Source organism: Sphingopyxis sp., assembly GCF_016463645.1.
GTDB lineage: Bacteria > Pseudomonadota > Alphaproteobacteria > Sphingomonadales > Sphingomonadaceae > Sphingopyxis.
The window spans coordinates 1-15,830 of the sequence record NZ_JAEMQX010000047.1; the positions used below are offsets into that span (position 1 = coordinate 1).

At 66.3% G+C, this 15,830-nt stretch carries 15 protein-coding genes and 1 pseudogene; 3 read left to right on the forward strand and 13 right to left on the reverse strand.

The window, feature by feature from the left end; genetic code table 11:
- Both JHC57_RS11505 and JHC57_RS11510 read left to right on the forward strand, forming a co-directional pair.
- The coding region (locus tag JHC57_RS11505) for a 3-hydroxyacyl-CoA dehydrogenase NAD-binding domain-containing protein (RefSeq protein WP_294030151.1) at positions 1–1,830 on the forward strand (1,830 nt) is incomplete at its 5' end.
- Between the two features lie 144 nt (positions 1,831–1,974).
- Positions 1,975–2,211, forward strand: coding sequence for a hypothetical protein (locus tag JHC57_RS11510; RefSeq protein WP_294030152.1), 237 nt, complete (start codon positions 1,975–1,977; stop codon positions 2,209–2,211).
- Here the strand turns inward: JHC57_RS11510 and mmsB are convergent.
- The 9 genes and pseudogenes from mmsB to JHC57_RS11555 all read right to left on the reverse strand — a co-directional run.
- Positions 2,205–3,080 (reverse strand): annotated as a pseudogene (mmsB, locus tag JHC57_RS11515) (3-hydroxyisobutyrate dehydrogenase); the annotation flags it as partial. The gene JHC57_RS11510 and the pseudogene mmsB sit on opposite strands and share 7 nt — an antisense overlap.
- A complete protein-coding gene (locus JHC57_RS11520) occupies positions 3,079–3,861 on the reverse strand; it encodes an enoyl-CoA hydratase-related protein (RefSeq protein WP_294030153.1) in 783 nt (260 codons plus the stop codon). The pseudogene mmsB and the gene JHC57_RS11520, both read right to left, overlap by 2 nt.
- Before the next feature lie 86 nt (positions 3,862–3,947).
- Positions 3,948–4,994, reverse strand: a complete 1,047-nt coding sequence (locus tag JHC57_RS11525) for an enoyl-CoA hydratase/isomerase family protein (RefSeq protein ID WP_294030154.1) — start codon at positions 4,992–4,994, stop codon at positions 3,948–3,950.
- Entirely contained in the window at positions 4,991–6,136 is a 1,146-nt protein-coding gene (locus JHC57_RS11530; RefSeq protein ID WP_294030155.1) for an acyl-CoA dehydrogenase family protein, read from the reverse strand. The genes JHC57_RS11525 and JHC57_RS11530 overlap by 4 nt, the downstream gene beginning before the upstream one ends.
- 2 nt (positions 6,137–6,138) lie before the next feature.
- A complete protein-coding gene (locus JHC57_RS11535; protein WP_294030156.1) occupies positions 6,139–6,549 on the reverse strand; it encodes a RidA family protein in 411 nt (136 codons plus the stop codon).
- Positions 6,542–6,850: an I78 family peptidase inhibitor gene (locus JHC57_RS11540; RefSeq protein ID WP_294030157.1), complete on the reverse strand. Its 309-nt coding sequence runs from the start codon at positions 6,848–6,850 to the stop codon at positions 6,542–6,544. The genes JHC57_RS11535 and JHC57_RS11540 overlap by 8 nt, the downstream gene beginning before the upstream one ends.
- A 25-nt stretch (positions 6,851–6,875) precedes the next feature.
- Positions 6,876–7,415: a hypothetical protein gene (locus JHC57_RS11545; RefSeq protein WP_294030158.1), complete on the reverse strand. Its 540-nt coding sequence runs from the start codon at positions 7,413–7,415 to the stop codon at positions 6,876–6,878.
- Between the two features lie 61 nt (positions 7,416–7,476).
- On the reverse strand, positions 7,477–8,412 hold the full coding sequence (locus JHC57_RS11550) for a polysaccharide deacetylase family protein (protein WP_294030159.1): 936 nt from the start codon (positions 8,410–8,412) through the stop codon (positions 7,477–7,479).
- A gap of 9 nt (positions 8,413–8,421) precedes the next feature.
- Positions 8,422–9,915, reverse strand: a complete 1,494-nt coding sequence (locus tag JHC57_RS11555) for a CoA-acylating methylmalonate-semialdehyde dehydrogenase (RefSeq protein WP_294030160.1) — start codon at positions 9,913–9,915, stop codon at positions 8,422–8,424.
- Between the two features lie 98 nt (positions 9,916–10,013).
- Between JHC57_RS11555 and JHC57_RS11560 the strand changes: the two genes are divergently transcribed.
- Positions 10,014–10,901 carry a LysR family transcriptional regulator gene (locus tag JHC57_RS11560; RefSeq protein WP_294030174.1) on the forward strand — a complete coding sequence of 296 codons (888 nt, stop codon included), beginning with the start codon at positions 10,014–10,016 and terminating at the stop codon, positions 10,899–10,901.
- Here JHC57_RS11560 and JHC57_RS11565 read toward each other — a convergent pair.
- From JHC57_RS11565 to JHC57_RS11580, 4 genes are read right to left on the reverse strand one after another with little or no spacing between them, the layout of a single operon-like run.
- Positions 10,898–12,175 carry a mannitol dehydrogenase family protein gene (locus JHC57_RS11565; RefSeq protein ID WP_294030161.1) on the reverse strand — a complete coding sequence of 426 codons (1,278 nt, stop codon included), beginning with the start codon at positions 12,173–12,175 and terminating at the stop codon, positions 10,898–10,900. The genes JHC57_RS11560 and JHC57_RS11565 overlap by 4 nt on opposite strands.
- A 38-nt stretch (positions 12,176–12,213) precedes the next feature.
- Positions 12,214–13,626: a glucuronate isomerase gene (gene uxaC, locus JHC57_RS11570; protein WP_294030163.1), complete on the reverse strand. Its 1,413-nt coding sequence runs from the start codon at positions 13,624–13,626 to the stop codon at positions 12,214–12,216.
- Complete coding sequence (locus JHC57_RS11575) at positions 13,623–14,927, reverse strand: MFS transporter (RefSeq protein ID WP_294030164.1); 1,305 nt, start codon at positions 14,925–14,927, stop codon at positions 13,623–13,625. The genes uxaC and JHC57_RS11575 overlap by 4 nt, the downstream gene beginning before the upstream one ends.
- A 21-nt stretch (positions 14,928–14,948) precedes the next feature.
- Positions 14,949–15,734 carry a 2-keto-4-pentenoate hydratase gene (locus tag JHC57_RS11580; protein WP_294030165.1) on the reverse strand — a complete coding sequence of 262 codons (786 nt, stop codon included), beginning with the start codon at positions 15,732–15,734 and terminating at the stop codon, positions 14,949–14,951.
- Positions 15,735–15,830 lie beyond the last annotated feature (96 nt).

The following is a 15,830-nucleotide window of genomic DNA, read 5'->3' on the forward strand; positions in this document are numbered from 1 at the left end:
ATCAGCGAATTCGGCAAGCCGCCGCGCGGCCCCGATTTCAACGCGGTGCTCAACAGCATCGAAGCGGCGTCGAAACCCGTCGTCGCGGCGATTCACGGGACAGCGCTCGGCGGCGGGCTCGAAACCGCGCTCGTCTGCCATTACCGCGTCGCGGTGCCGTCGGCGAAGCTCGGCGTGCCCGAAGTGAAGCTCGGCCTGCTGCCCGGCGCGGGCGGCACGCAGCGCCTGCCGCGCGTCGTCGGCGTCGAGGCCGCGGCGACGATGACCTCGACCGGCGACCCGCTGCCCGCAGCCAAGGCGAAGGAACTCGGCCTCGTCGACGAACTCGCGGGCGAGGACAGCCTTGCCCAGGATGCCATCGCCTTTGCGCGCGCGAAGATCGCCGACGGCCCCCGCCCGACACGCGAGCGCCCGGTGTTCGGTGATGTCGCAGTGATCGAACAACTGAAGGCCGCGAACGCCAAGCGCTGGCGCGGCTTCGAGGCGCCCTACGCCAACCTCGCCTGCGTCGAGGCCGCGACGCGCCTGCCCTTCGACGAGGGCCTCGCATTCGAACGCGAACAGTTCATGAAGCTGATGTTCGGAAGCCAGTCGGCGGCGCAGCGTCATATCTTCTTCGCCGAACGCCAGGCCGCGAAGATCGACGGCCTGCCCAAGGACACGCAGCTGCGCGATATCAAAAAGGTCGGCGTGATCGGCGCGGGCACGATGGGCGGCGGCATCTCGATGAACTTCCTCCAGAAGGGTATCCCCGTCACGATCGTCGAGATGGCGCAGGACGCGCTCGATCGCGGCGTCGGCGTGGTCCGCAAGAATTACGACGCGTCGGCCGCCAAGGGTCGCTTCAAGCCCGAACAGGTCGACCAGATGATGGGGCTGCTGACGCCGAGCCTCAGCCTCGACGACCTCGCCGACTGCGACCTGATCATCGAGGCGGTCTATGAAAATATGGACGTCAAGAAGGACATCTTCGGCAAGCTCGACAAGATCGCCAAGTCGGGCGCGATCCTCGCGTCGAACACAAGCTATCTCGACGTTGACGAGATCGCGACCGCGACGAGCCGCCCCGGCGACGTGCTCGGCATGCACTTCTTCTCGCCCGCCAATGTCATGAAACTGCTGGAGGTGGTGCGCGGCGACAAGACCGCGCCCGATGCGCTCGCCACGGCAATGGCTACGGGTAAGAAGATCGGCAAGGTCGCGGTGGTCGCGGGCGTGTGCGACGGCTTCATCGGCAACCGCATGCTGAAGCCGCGGCAGGTCGAGGCGATGAAGCTGCTGCTCGAAGGCGCGACCCCGGCACAGGTCGACAAGGTGCATGTCGAATTCGGCATGCCGATGGGACCGTTCCAGATGAGCGACCTTGCGGGCGTCGACATCGGCTGGCACCGCGACCCGAACCGGATCGAGAGCATCCGCGACGCGCTCGCCGCCGAGGGCCGCTGGGGCCAGAAGAAGCAGGCGGGCTTCTATGACTATGACGAAAAGCGCAATCCGTCGGAAAGTCCGCGCGTCGCCGAGATCATCGAGGAGTTCCGCAAGAAGGCGGGGGTCGAGAAGCGCGAGATCACCGATCAGGAGATCATCGAGCGCACGCTCTATCCGATGGTCAACGAGGGTGCGCTGATCCTCGCCGAAGGCAAGGCGCAACGCGCGTCGGATATCGATGTCGTGTGGATCTATGGCTATGGCTGGCCGGTCTATCGCGGCGGCCCGATGTTCTGGGCCGGGCTCGAAGGCACCGACAAGATCGTTGCGGCGCTCGAAAAACATGGTTTCGAGATCGCGCCGCTGCTCAAGGAAAAGGCCGAGGCGAAGGCGGGCTTCTAGGCTCTTCTCCGCTTACGAAGATCAGGCCGTCTGTCCCGCGGTGGGGCAGGCGGCCTTTCTTTTGCCCCGCGGGCGCCGCGGGCATGAGCAAAAACCTGTGATTCAGGGTTAAAGCGCTGGCAGGATCTGCCGTCAGGGCAGAGCATGAACGTCATGTCCGCCCTTGCCGTCCTCCTGCTCGCCGGCAGCGCCCCGCTCGCGGCACCCGTGGCGGCTCCGCAGGTCACTGCCATTGCCGTCGCGCGCGCGCGGATACTGGCGCCCGCCGAGATACGGCGGGTCGACGGACGGATCGAGGTCCGCACCGGCGATCGCAAGGCGCCGACACAGGTGCATCGTACCGACCGCCGCGACGGCGGCGAGACCGCGGACTTTTACTGAAGCGTCCTGATGATCGCCGAGAAGTCGCGGCCGTCCCTGTCGGCCTCGACAAAGGCTTCGTAGAGTTCGCGCGCTTTGGTGCCCATCGGGACGTCGGCGTCGACGCTCGCGGCCGCTTCCATCGCGAGACGGAGGTCCTTGAGCATCAGCGCCGCGGCGAACCCGCCCTTGTAGTCGTTGTCGGCCGGGGTGGTCGGGCCGACGCCGGGAAGCGGCGCGTAAGAGGTCAACGACCAGCACTGACCCGACGAGACGCTCGCGATATCGAAGAATTTCTGCGGATCGAGTCCGAGCTTCTGCGCGAGCGCGAGCGTTTCGCACGTCGCGACCATCGACGCGCCGAGCAGCATGTTGTTGCAGATCTTCGCGCCCTGTCCGGCGCCCGCGTCGCCGGCGTGGATCACCGCCTTGCCCATTTTGGCGAGGATCGGTTCGGCGCGTGCGAAGCCTTCGCCGGTGCCGCCGACCATGAAGGTCAAGGTTCCCGCATTGGCGGCGGCGATACCGCCCGAGACGGGCGCGTCGACCGCGACGAGACCTTTCGCCGTTGCCGCCTCGATATTGGCGCGCGCGGTCGCGACGTCGATCGTCGAGCAATCGAGGAGCAAGGTGCCCGGCGCGGCATTCGGGAAGACATCGGTTTCGTAGACCGAGGCGACATGCTTGCCCGCGGGAAGCATCGTCACCACCGCCTCGGCGCCGGTGACGGCTTCGGCGGCCGATACTGCGCGCGTGCACCCCGCCTCGACGGCACGCGTGAGCGCCTCTTCACTTAGGTCGAAAGCACGTACCTCGTGCCCCGCCTTCGCAAGATTCGCGGCCATCCCGCCGCCCATATTTCCGAGTCCGATAAAAGCGATTTTCATGTCAGCGACCTTTCCACGCGCCTTCGCGCTTTTCGATGAAGGCGGCCATACCTTCGGCCTTGTCCTCGGTCGCCGCGAGTATCTGGAACAGGCGGCGTTCGTAGATCAGCCCCTGATCGAGCGTGGTCTCGAACGCGGCGTTGACCATGTCCTTGTTCACCATCGCGGCCATCGGCGGCATGGCCGCGATCGTGGTCGCGGTCTTCACCGCTTCGTCGACCAGCGTTTCATGCGCGACGACGCGCGCGACGAGCCCCGAGCGCTCGGCCTCGGCGGCGTCCATCATCCGGCCGGTGAGGCACATTTCCATCGCCTTCGCCTTGCCGACCGCGCGTGTCAGCCGCTGCGACCCGCCCATGCCGGGCGCGACGCCGAGCTTGATTTCAGGCTGGCCGAATTTCGCCTTGTCCGATGCAATGATGAAGTCGGCCATCATCGCAAGCTCGCAGCCGCCGCCGAGCGCGAAACCGCCCACCGCGGCGATCCACGGCTTGCGGACCTTTTTCACGAAGTCGCTCGTCCATTTCGAGAAGAAGTCCTCGAGATAGAAGTCGGCGGCGGGCTTGTCGGCCATTTCCTTGATGTCGGCGCCCGCGGCGAACGCCTTGTCACCCGAGCCGGTGAGGACGGCGCAGCGCTGGCCGGGATCGGCTTCGAACGCCGCGAAAGCCGCGATCAGGTCATCGAGGACGCGGGAGTTCAGCGCGTTCAAGGCCTGCGGGCGGTTCAACGTCACCAGCGTGACGGCGCCGCGCGCTTCGACGAGGAGGGTTTCGTAGGTCATTCACATCATCTCCGGATTTCGTCATGCCGGACTTGATCCGGCGTCCATGGCCGCGTGGACCCCGGATCAAGTCCGGGGTGACGAGGTTAGCTGAGCGGGGTCCATTTCTCATTGTCGGGAAGCGGCGCGAAGATCGCGTCGATCCAGTCGTCGGTGACCGCCTCGGGGGTCGGCGGATCCCATTTGGGGCTGTTGTCCTTGTCGATGATCAGCGCCCGCACACCCTCGATGAAGTCGTGCATCCGGACGACGCGACTGCCGATCGCATATTCCTGACGCATCTGATCCGCAAAGTCGTGCATCTCGCCGCCTTCCTTGAGCTGGCGCAGCGCGACCTTGCAGGTTTGCGGCGATTTGCCGCGGAGCGTCGCGAGTTCCTTTTCGGCCCATTCGCCGCCGTCGGCCGCAAGCGCGGTCAGGATATCCTCATAGGTGTCGCTCGCGAACAGACGGTTGATCCGTTCGATCTGGCCGGTGATCGCGGCGGGCGGCGCGGTGACCGAGAGTTCGCCCAATATGCCGCCGATGCGGTCGGGGTCGACCGCGATGCGCGCCTTCGCCTCGGCGAGCTTCTCCGACGGCAGATAATGTGTCGCGAGGCCGAGCGCGAGGCATTCCGCCCCGTCAAGCCGCGCCCCGGTGAGCGCGAGATAGACGCCGACCCGCCCTTCGAGGCGCGGCAGATACCAGCCGCCGCCGACGTCGGGGAAGAGGCCGATCCCGGTTTCGGGCATCGCGAAGCGCGTATGTTCGGTCGCGATGCGGTATTTGGCGGGCTGCGAAATGCCGACCCCGCCGCCCATGGTGATACCGTCCATGAAGGCGGCGACGGGCTTCGGATAAGTGAAGAGCAGATGGTTGAGGCGATATTCGCTGTGGAAGAAGAGGCGCGCCTCCTTGCCGTCCCGCGCGCCGCTCTCCGCGAGCATGCGGATATCGCCGCCGGCGCAGAAGCCGCGGCCCTCGCTATGGTCGATGATCACCGCCTCGACCGCGTCGTCATCGCGCCACTTAAGCAGCGCGTCGATCATCGCCTGACACATCGGCAGGTTGAGCGCGTGGATCGCCTTGGGGCGGTTGAGCGAGATGCGACCGGCGCGGACGTCGGTCGAAATCAGAACATCGTCGGTCATTGGCGCAGCAGGTCCCTTCCTACGATCATCCGCATCACCTGGTTGGTGCCTTCGAGGATCGAGTGGACGCGCAGGTCGCGCCAGAAACGCTCGATCGGATAGTCGCGCAAATAGCCGTAGCCGCCGAAGAGCTGGAGCGCGTCGTTGACGATCTTGCTGCCATTGTCGGTCGCGAGCCGCTTCGCCATCGCCGAGAAGCGCGACTTGTCGGGGGCGTTCGCGGTGACCTTTGCCGCCGCCATATAGAGCAGCGCGCGCGAGGCTTCGAGGTCGGTCGCCATGTCGGCGAGCATGAACTGGGTGTTCTGGAAATCGGCGATCGGGGACCCGAACTGCTGGCGATCCTTCGTATAGGCGATCGCCTCGTCGAGGCAGCGCTGCGCGCCGCCGAGCGAGCAGGCACCGATGTTGAGCCGGCCGCCGTCGAGCCCCGCCATCGCGAAACGGAAGCCGTCGCCCTCGGCGCCGACCAGATTTTCGGCGGGCACGCGGCAATCCTCGAAAATCACCTGCGCGGTGGGGGATGCGTTCCAGCCGAGCTTCTTCTCGGGGGCGCCAAAGCTCAGCCCCGGCGTATCTTTTTCGACGACGAGGCAGGAGATGCCCTTCGACTTTTCCTCACCGGTGCGCACCATGCAGACATAGATGTCGTTGGTGCCCGCGCCCGAGATGAACTGCTTGGTGCCGTTCAGCACATAATGGTCGCCGTCCTTCTTCGCGGTCGTCTTGAGCGCGGCGGCGTCGGACCCCGAGCCGGGTTCGGTCAGGCAATAGCTCGCGATCTTCTCCATGCTCACGAGGTCGGGCAGGAAGCGCGCCTTGATCCCGGCGCCGCCGAAGCGATCGATCATCCACGTCGCCATATTATGGATCGAGACATAGGCGCTGGTCGCCGGGCAGCCATAGGCCATCGCCTCCATGATCAGCGCGGCTTCCAATCGGCCGAGCCCGATGCCGCCCGATTCCTCGGCGACGTAGATCGCGCCGAAGCCGAGCTCGCCCGCCGCCTTCCACACGTCGACGGGGTAGTGGCTTTTCTCGTCCCATTCGGCCGCGAAGGGCGTGATGCGGTCGGCGGTGAACTTGCGCGCCATATCCTGGATGGCGAGCTGATCGTCGGTAAGCTGGAACTGGTCGGTCATGGTCATTTCTCTAAAATGGCTTCGGCTTCGATTTCGACCTTCCACTCGGGGCGGATCAGTCCGGGCACAACCAGCATTGTCGATGCCGGTCGGACATTTTTGAATGCCGATCCGTGCGCGTGTCCGACGAGGTCGGCGTCGGCGGCATCGGTGATGTACATGCGGGTGCGCACGACATCGGCATAGCTGCCGCCGAGCGCCTCGAGCGCCTCGCCGATGATCGCGATGCACCGCGCCGCCTGTGCCCCGGCATCACCGGGGGTCGACGTGCCATCGGGCTCGATCGGCGCACAGCCCGCGACGTCGATGCGGTTCCCCACCCGAACCGCGCGGCTGTAGCCGTAGACGGGTTCGAACGGGGACGCCGAGCTGTGATTGCGGCGCCCCCCGTTTTTCGGTTGGCCGTCAGCCACAGGTGACCTGCGTGATCTTGTAGGCGTCGTCGTACATGACGTTCACGCGGTCGACACGGTAATCCATCGTCATCGCCGAACGCGGCGGGCCCCAGCGCAGCGTGCGCGCACCTGCGGCCTTCAGGATCGCGCCACCGAGGTCGGGGGTCGCGGTCTGGCCGACATAGCTTTGCACCGCATCGGCCTTGCACGTCATTTCGGCTTCGGCCGGCGGGGTCGGGGTCGATTCGACGGGGGTTTCGCTGCTCGCGCAGGCGGCGAGCGGCAGAACGGCGGCAATTGCCAGAATGCGAATGTCCATCTTTCGTCTCCCTTTCAAAAAGCCGTCATCCGGCGCAGCGCGTATAGCGCATCGCGCCCGCCGCGGCACCCTCGCCCGAATCGCGGCGGACGAGCGTCTTGCCGCCATCGGCGAGATCGAGCCGCATCCGGCGATCCCATTCGACGCCTTCGCCGCTGAATTTATAGTCGGCGACGATGCGGGTCGCGTCGCTCTCGCGGACGCGGGCGAGTTCGCCGTGCGATTCGTAGAAGCGCAGGTTCGTCGCATCGATCGTCAGCGCGGTGAGGTCGGTGCCCTTCCTCGCCTTGCAATCGGCGACCTTGAGCGCCCAGCGCCCGCGGATCGCGGCGGGGATCGTCTTGCCATCGACGGCGGCCCCTGTTTCGGGCTTCGCCGGCGCCTCGTCGGCGGCTTCGGGCAAATCGGCGTCCACCGCCGCCCCGGGCGGCTCGACGGGCGCAGGGGGTTCCGCCTTTTGCAGCGGGCCGATCGTCGCAGTGGCCTCGGGGCCGGTTTCCTCGTCCTTGCCGCCGCTGCACGCGGCAAGCAGCAGCAAAGCGGCGGGAAGCGTAAAGCGGGTCATCTCTCGTCTCCTTCGAGAGGAGAATGCCCGGCGCGGCCGGCGGGTTTCATGCTGCAAGGCATCATTCGGCGGCGCTTTCGCCGAGCACCTTGTCGCGGAACACCGCGGTCGCGAGATCGGTCTGGTTGTAGCGATACCAGCGCGGCGCGGGGACGCCCGCCGCCCAGGCGAGCGCCTCGGTCAGCGTTCCCTGCGCGGCCGGGACGTCGGGCATCTCCTCGCCCAGCGGATCGGCATAGGCCCGGTCGGCACTGACCACCGTCCAGCCCGCCTTGCGGAGCGCGCGGACAAGGTCGCCGATATGGAGCGCGGCGAGATCGGTTTCGTGGAGCAGCATCACCTGCACCGGCTGACGACCGGTAACGCGGCGCAGCATCGCGTCGGCGAAATCGGCCGCCTCGACGTGCCAGCTGACATAGAGGTCGCCGAGCGCCTTGCGGTCGATCCTCCTTCCTGCCTGTACCGCCTCGCGCGTCAGATTTTCGAGGTGCCAATCGGAGGATTCGGCGGTGACATAGCCGTTGCGGAGCCCGCGCGCGGCGAGTCCGGCGCGCAACGCGTCGCGCCTGACCTTGTCCTTCCCGCCCTCGTCGAGGAACGGAAAGCGGAACCAGGGGCGATAGCCGGGCCGCCCCTTGAGCCAGGCTTCGGCCGCGTCGATATCGGCGAGATAGGCGGCGGTATCGGTCGCACTCAGGCGCTTGTGGCTGTTGCCGTGGTTGGCGATGACATGACCCGCGGCGACGTAGGCGGCGATGCGCTGCTCGCCGCCGACGCCGTCGCCCTGCCCGATCGCACCGGGATTGACGAAGAAAACCGCCTGCGGCGCCTTCGCCTTCTTCAGTTCGGCGATGATCCGCTGCGTGCGCTCGTCGGGCGTGAAGAAGGCGCCGCGCCCGCGCGGCACATCGTCGAACGACAGCGCGATCATCTTCTGCGCCGCCGCCGGAACCGGCAGCAGCAACAGGGCCAGAAGAGGAAGGAGCAGGCGCCGCAACAAGCGGCGTCAGCCCATCGTCGGAATCACGAAGGCATTGCCGCCGTCGGGCGACCCGTCGGGCCAGCGCGCGGTGACGGTCTTGACCTTGGTCCAGAATTTGACGCCTTCCATGCCGTGCTGGTTGGTGTCGCCGAACGCCGAGCGCTTCCAGCCGCCGAACGTGTGATAGGCGACGGGCACCGGGATCGGCACGTTGATGCCGACCATGCCGACGTTGACGCGCGCAGCGAATTCGCGCGCGGCGTGGCCGTTGCGCGTGAAGATGGCGACGCCGTTGCCGTACTGGTGCTTTGAGGGCAGTTCCAGCGCGGTTTCGAAATCGGGCGCGCGGACGATCTGCAGTACGGGGCCGAAGATTTCCTCCTTGTACGATTCCATGTCGGTCGTGACATGGTCGAACAGCGTCGGGCCGACGAAGAAGCCCTTCTCGTGCCCCTGCAAGGCGAAGCCGCGGCCGTCGACGACGAGCTCGGCGCCCTCGTCCGCACATTTGGCGATCCAGCCCTCGACCTTGTCCTTGTGCGCCTGCGTGACGACGGGGCCGTAATGCGCCTCGGCATCGGTCGACACGCCGACGCGCAGCGCCTCGATCGCGGGGACCAGTTTCTCGCGGAGCCGGTTCGCGGTGTCCTCGCCGACCGGAACGACGACCGGCAGCGCCATGCAGCGCTCGCCCGCCGAGCCGAAGGCCGCGCCGGTGAGGTCGTTCACCACCTGATCGAGGTCGGCGTCGGGCATGACGATGCCGTGGTTCTTCGCGCCGCCCATCGCCTGCACGCGCTTCCCGGCCGACACGCCGCGGTTGTAGACATAATGCGCGATGTCCGACGAGCCGACGAAGCTGACCGCGCCGATGTCGGGATGGTCGAGGATCGCGTCGACCATTTCCTTGTCGCCATGGACGGTCTGGAAGATGCCCGCGGGCATGCCCGCCTCGAGGAACAGCTCCGACAGGCGGACGGGAACCGACGGATCGCGCTCGCTGGGCTTGAGGATGAAGGCGTTGCCGACCGCAGTCGCGACGCCGCCCATCCACAGCGGGATCATCGCGGGAAAGTTGAACGGGGTAATGCCCGCGCCGATGCCGATCGGCTGGCGCATCGAATAGACGTCGATGCCGGGCCCGGCGCCCTGCGTATATTCGCCCTTCAGCACATGGGGGATGCCGCAACAGAATTCGATGACTTCCAGACCACGTTGAATGTCGCCCTTCGAGTCGGCGATCACCTTGCCATGTTCCGACGAGAGCATTTCGGCGAGCTGGTTCATGTTCGCTTCGACGAGGCGCTTGAATTCGAACATCACGCGCGCGCGGCGCTGCGGGTTCGTCGCGGCCCACGCCGGCTGCGCCGCCTTCGCGGCAGCCACCGCGCGATCGAGAACGGCGCGGTCGCCAAGCGCGACCTGCGCCTGCACGCCGCCGTTGTTGGGGTCGAGGACATCGCCGAAGCGGCTGCTGCCGCCGGCGCCGCCGACGATGTGATGGTCGATCTGTCGCATGTCCTGAGTCTCCCGTGATTGGCTGACGCTGCCACAGACCAGTTACGGAGCGATTGCAAGGGATAGACTTGCAGGATCATCCTGCATATTTGCAGTTCATGGACTGGGACAAGCTGCAATATTTCCTGTTCGTCGCACGCCATGGCACGCTCGCGCGCGCCGGCGCGGCGCTGCACGTCGATGCCACTACGGTCAGCCGGCAGGTGAGTGCGCTCGAAGCCGCGCTGGGCCGGACGCTCTTCGAACGCGCGCCGACAGGTTTCGTTCTGACGGCGGCGGGCCGGGCGCTCGTTCCGCATGCCGAAGCGATGGCGGCGGCGGCGGCGCGCATCCATTCCGAACGCGAAGGCGGCTCGGGCCTGTCGGGACAACTCCGCGTCAGCGTATCGGAAGGCTTCGGCAACAGTTTCATCGCCCCCCGGTTGGGCAATTTCGTCGCGGCGCATCCCGAGCTGGAGATCGACCTCGTCGCCTCGTCGGGCTTTTTGAACCCCTCGCGGCGCGAGGCCGATATGGCGGTGCTTCTCGCGCGGCCCAGGAAAGGCCCGCTGATCACGCGCAAGCTCGCCGACTACAGCCTCGGCCTCTACGCCCCCGCCGACCGCGCCGACTGGCTGGACACGGTTGCCACGACCCCGCTGTCGCGCGCCGGAATTCCGGTGATCGGCTATATGCCCGACATCCTCTATGCGCCCGAGCTCGATTATCTGGGAGAGATCGAACCGGGACTACGCGCCAAGGTGCGTTCCTCGTCGATCCTCGCGCAGCGTCGGATGATCGCCGGCGGCGCGGGGGTCGGCGTGCTGCCATGCTTTCTTGCAGCGGGCGATCCCGGACTGGTGCGCGCACGGCCCGATCAGGTGATCGCGCGCGCCTTCTGGCTCGCGCTCCACCGCGACGTCGCGCCGCAGCCGCGCATCCGGGCGTTCATCGACTGGCTCGACGCGGAGGTGCGCGAGAGCCGAGGGCTGCTGGTACCGGCCTAGGCCGGTTTCCATCCGGAGGCGATCAGACCGCCCTCGCCGAATATCCTTTCGACCGCATGGGGACTCGCCGCTGCTTCGCGCAGCCCGACTGCCAGCGGGTCGTCGAGCGGATGGTCGCTGCGCAGGAAGGCGAGCCACGCCGCGATCGCGGCCTCGATCGAGGGGCAGCAAGCCCCACGCGCCTGATGCCACGCCAGCGTTTCGAGCCAACGCTGCGGAATCTTCTGGCTGCCGTCCATCGCGATCTGGATCAGCCGGTGATGGAGCGCCGGATTGGTGAAGCGGTCCAGCAGCGCATCGGCATAGGCGGAAAGATCCTGCCCCGGCGCCACCTCGATCGTCGGCGCGGCCTCGTCGCGCATCAGCCGGTCGATCAGGGGTCGGATCGCGGGGTCGGCAATCGCCTGATGCACGAATTCATGCCCCCTCCCGAGGCCGATGTATGCAAGCGCCGAATGCGCGCCGTTGAGCATTCGGAGCTTTGCGGTCTCGTAGGGCGCGACGTCGGCGACGAGTTCGGCCCCCACCGCCTCCCAACGCGGGCGCGGACCGGCGAAATCATCCTCGATCACCCACTGGCTGAAGGCTTCGGTGACGAGAGCGCCCTCGTCGCGCGCGCCGAGTTCGGCTTCGACCCTGGCGCGGTCGGCATCGGTCGTCGCGGGCACGATGCGGTCGATCATCGTGGCCGGACAGGTGCACTCGCCGTCGAACCACGCCGAGAGGCCAGGGTGATAGGCGGCAAGATATTCGCGCATCAACCGGCGCAGCACCGCGCCATTGCCCGGCAGATTATCGCAGCTGAGCAGCGTGAGCCCGCCAAGTCCCGCGGCCTTTCGCGCGGCGAGGCCCGCGGCCACGAAACGATAGAGGCTTGATCCGCCGATCGCCGCAGCGAGGTCGAGCGCCCCGTCGGGACGGCGCAGATAGCCCTTCTCGGTGACGGTGAAGCTCACGATATGGGTCGTCGGCGCGGCGATGGCATCGATGACGGTCTGCGGATCGTCGGCCGCGACGAGGACCTTTTGTACCGCACCGATCAACCGCATTTCGCTGCCCGTCGCGCTCCGCTTGCTGACCGTATAAAGGCCGCCCTGCGGATTGAGCTGCGCCGCGACGTCACCCGAACGCAACGACACGCCGACGATGCCCCAGTTGCGGTCGCCCGCAGCCATCGCATCGTCGGTGTAGACCGCCTGATGCGCGCGGTGGAACGCGCCGATGCCGATGTGGACGATGCCCGCCGCCTGCGCCGCCCGGTCGTAGCCCGGCATCTGTATCGAAGCCGGGAGCGTGGTTTGCGGCGACAGCCTCACAGCCTGTATGCCGCCTTGGCGAGATTGTAGCTGAGGTCGGTCGCGAGTTCGGCCGCCTCCCATTCCTCCATCCGGTGCTCGGCGACGAGCCCGGCGAGGAAGCCGCAATCGATGCGCCGCGCGACATCGTGGCGCGCGGGGATCGACAGGAATGCGCGCGTGTCGTCGTTGAAGCCGACCGTGTTGTAGAAGCCAGCGGTCTCGGTCATTGCCCCGCGGAAACGCCGCATCCCTTCGGGACTGTCGTGGAACCACCAGGCGGGGCCGAGCTTCAGCGCCGGATAATGGCCCGCGAGCGGCGCGAGTTCACGCGCGTAGCTCGTCTCGTCGAGCGTGAAGAGGATGATCGTGAGGTCGGCCTCGTTCCCGTAGCGGCCGAGCAGCGGGCGCAACGCGTGGACATAGTCGGTGTTTGTCGGGATATCGGCACCCTTGTCGCGCCCATAATGTTCAAAGAGCCACGGGTTATGATTGCGGAAGGCGCCCGGGTGTATCTGCATCACCAGCCCGTCATCGAGGCTCATGCCCGCCATCACGGTCAGCATATGCGCGCGGAACAGCTCGGCGTCTTCGGCGCTGACGTTGCCCGCGGTAACGCGCGCGAACAGGGTTTCGGCCTCCGCGTCCGACAGGTCGGCGGTCGCCGCGGTCGGGTGGCCGTGATCGGTCGAGGTCGCGCCCATTTCGGCGAAGAAGGCGCGGCGGTTGCGATGCGCGGCGAGATAGCCCGCATAGCTGAACGCATCCTCGCCCGACAGCTCGGAAAAACGCCGGAGATTGTCGCGAAAGCCCTCGAACTCCGGGTCGACCACAGGATCGGGACGATAGGCGGTGACCACGCGGCCGCGCCACTCGCCGCTTTCGTTGGCGGCGCGGATCACTGCATGATGCTCGAGCGTGTCGATCGGGCTTTCTGTCGTCGCGATCACCTCGATGCGGTAGCGGTCGAACAGCGCGCGCGGGCGAAAGGCATCGGTCGCCAGCGCGTCGGTGATGCGGTCGTAATAAAGGTCCGACGTCTCGGCCGAAAATTGCACATCGAAGCCGAACGCCTCGGCGAATACCCAGTCCATCCACATCCGAGACGGGGTGCCGCGGAAGAGATGATAATTCTCCGCGAACAGCCGCCAGCTCGCGCGCGGATCGGCGTCGGGGTTCCGGATCCCGAGCGCATCGAGCGAAATGCCCTGCGAATAGAGCATCCGGAACACATAATGGTCGGGGTGGAGGAGCAACTCCGCGGCATTGCCGAAGGGCGCGTTGCCCGCAAACCAGCCTGGATCGGTATGTCCGTGCGGGCTGATGATCGGCAGGCCCGCCACTTGCCCGTAGAGCCGGCGCGCGATGTCGCGCTGCGCCGGGTCGGACGGCAAGAGGCGGTCGGGATGCAGGGTCAGCGGACGGGTCACGCGCTTTTCACGGTTACCGGCGCGAGGCGCGGGCTCAACAGATGGACCGCGAACACCGCGAGGAAATAGACGATGGTGCAGGCGGCGAAGATGATCGTGTAATTGCCCCCCGTCGCATCGAGCACGAGCCCCGTCGATTTCGCCATGATCATCCCGCCGACGCCGCCCGCGAAACCGCCGAGCCCGATCACCGAACCGACCGCGCGCTTCGGGAACATGTCGGGCGGGATCGACAGGATCGTCGACGAGAAAGCCTGATGCCCCGCGAGAGCGATGCCGATCAGCACGACCGCGAGCCACATATTGTCGAGCCCGGTGACGAACAGCAGCGGCAGGACACAGCAGCCCGCGCCGATCATCGTCGCCTTGCGCGCGAAATTGACGCTATGGCCCGACTGGATCAGCTTCGACGATACCCAGCCGCCGAGGATGCTGCCAGCATCGGACAGGAGATACATGATGATCATCGGCAGCAGCACGATCTTGAGATCGACGTCGTAGGTGGTGCTGAAATATTTGGGCAGCCAGAAGAGCATCAGGAACCAGACCGGATCGGTCAGGAATTTCGCGACCGCAAAGGCCCAGGCCTCGCGCTTGCTGACGATCGCGCCCCAGCCGAGCCGCTCGACCTTTTCGGGCGGGTCATGTTCGATCCACGCGAGTTCGGCTTCGCTGACCTTCCCGCTTTCGCGCGGGTTGCTGTAGAGCCAGAGCCAGAGTAGCAGCAGGATGACACCGAAGGCGCCGGTATAGATGAAGGTTTCACGCCAGTCGAAGCCGAGGATGCGCATGAAGAACGCGATCGTCGGGGCGGTCAGGATGACACCGATCGTCGTCGCGCTGTTCACCCAGCCGATCGCATAGGAGCGCTCTTTCTGGGGAAACCATTCACTCGACGCGCGGACGACCGAAGGAAAATGCCCCGCCTCGCCGACCCCGAGAATGACACGCGCGAGCATGAAGGAGACGATCGACGAGGCGAAGCCGTGGGCGACATGGCCGACGGTCCAGATGCCGATCGCGATCGCATAGCCGACCTTGGGACCGAAACGGTCGATCAGCCAGCCCATGAGCAGAAAGCCCAGCGCATAGGCGAATTGGAAGGCGGTGACTATGTTGCCATAGTCGTTCTCGGTCCACTTGAGCTCGTCGCCGAGCGTCGGCGCGAGCAGGCCGAGCATGGTGCGGTCGATATAGTTGACCGTGGTCGCGGCGAACAGCACCGCGACGATCAGCCAGCGGTAACGACCGGACCTGGGCACCGGCGACGCCGCACCTCCGTCCGCGATTGCCTGTGCCATTTCTCTCTCCCGTTTGGCCTGTTAGCCGGTGATGGAACAGCTGACGCGGATCTTTCCGTCGAACACTGCGTCGGCGCGCTGGCCGGGTCCTATTTCGTGAATACCGGTGATCGCACCGGCGGACACCCATGTTCCGGGAGGAATAGCTATGCCACGCGCACGGAGCGTACGAATCAGGAATAGCGCCGAGCCGAACGGGCCGTCGAGCATCGTCGTCATCGTGGCGGCGCCGACGGCCTCGCCATCGATCGCCATTTCGACGGGCATCCGGACGAGGTCGATGTCGCGCCAGTCGGGAATCGACGGACCAAGGATGAGGCCCTTGTTGTTGCCATAATCCGACGCCGTGACGGCGGGACCGTGCCCGTTGATCCCGGCGAAGGGCGAACTCGCGACCTCGATTCCCGTGCGCACATCGGCAATGCAATCGCGGACCGAAGCGATGTCATGGTCGCGCGTGCCGACCTCGCCGAAACAGAGCAGAACCTCGGCCTCGGCCGCCGCGAACCCCGCGGCATAAACGGGCATCGCAGGCACCTGCCCGACGCTGCCATCGACAATCTCGTCGCTGAAAATCGGGCCCGTCAGCCGATTGTCGCCATAACGGTCGACAAGGTCCGCCGCGATGCGCCCGACCTTCCAGCCGCCGACCTGCCGCCCGTCGAGTGCGATCGCGGCATCCTGTATCGCATAGGCGTCCGCCATCGTTTGCGGCAGCGCGCCGGGATATGCGGTAAGCGGTGTCTTCTGCGCGCGCGCTGCCAGAAAGGCGCGGGCCACTTTTTCCTGTTCGGGGCTAGCCGGCATATTTGTCTTTTCCCTCTTCCCTGAAAGCGTCTAAGAGACACCGGTGTCAAAGGCAAGCGAATAACGGATTGGGTGCGGGTTTGCGGTTTCGATGCC

Bases quoted from the DNA above. Each gene is read 5' to 3' on its own strand.
- JHC57_RS11545 (WP_294030158.1), bottom strand. From the start codon at position 7,415: ATGACCCGCTTTACGCTTCCCGCCGCTTTGCTGCTGCTTGCCGCGTGC.
- JHC57_RS11520 (WP_294030153.1), bottom strand. From the start codon at position 3,861: ATGACCTACGAAACCCTCCTCGTCGAAGCGCGCGGCGCCGTCACGCTG.
- JHC57_RS11565 (WP_294030161.1), bottom strand. From the start codon at position 12,175: ATGCCGGGCTACGACCGGGCGGCGCAGGCGGCGGGCATCGTCCACATC.
- JHC57_RS11530 (WP_294030155.1), bottom strand. From the start codon at position 6,136: ATGACCGACCAGTTCCAGCTTACCGACGATCAGCTCGCCATCCAGGAT.
- JHC57_RS11540 (WP_294030157.1), bottom strand. From the start codon at position 6,850: ATGGACATTCGCATTCTGGCAATTGCCGCCGTTCTGCCGCTCGCCGCC.
- JHC57_RS11580 (WP_294030165.1), bottom strand. From the start codon at position 15,734: ATGCCGGCTAGCCCCGAACAGGAAAAAGTGGCCCGCGCCTTTCTGGCA.
- JHC57_RS11525 (WP_294030154.1), bottom strand. From the start codon at position 4,994: ATGACCGACGATGTTCTGATTTCGACCGACGTCCGCGCCGGTCGCATC.
- JHC57_RS11560 (WP_294030174.1), top strand. From the start codon at position 10,014: ATGGACTGGGACAAGCTGCAATATTTCCTGTTCGTCGCACGCCATGGC.
- JHC57_RS11510 (WP_294030152.1), top strand. From the start codon at position 1,975: ATGAACGTCATGTCCGCCCTTGCCGTCCTCCTGCTCGCCGGCAGCGCC.
- JHC57_RS11575 (WP_294030164.1), bottom strand. From the start codon at position 14,927: ATGGCACAGGCAATCGCGGACGGAGGTGCGGCGTCGCCGGTGCCCAGG.
- JHC57_RS11555 (WP_294030160.1), bottom strand. From the start codon at position 9,915: ATGCGACAGATCGACCATCACATCGTCGGCGGCGCCGGCGGCAGCAGC.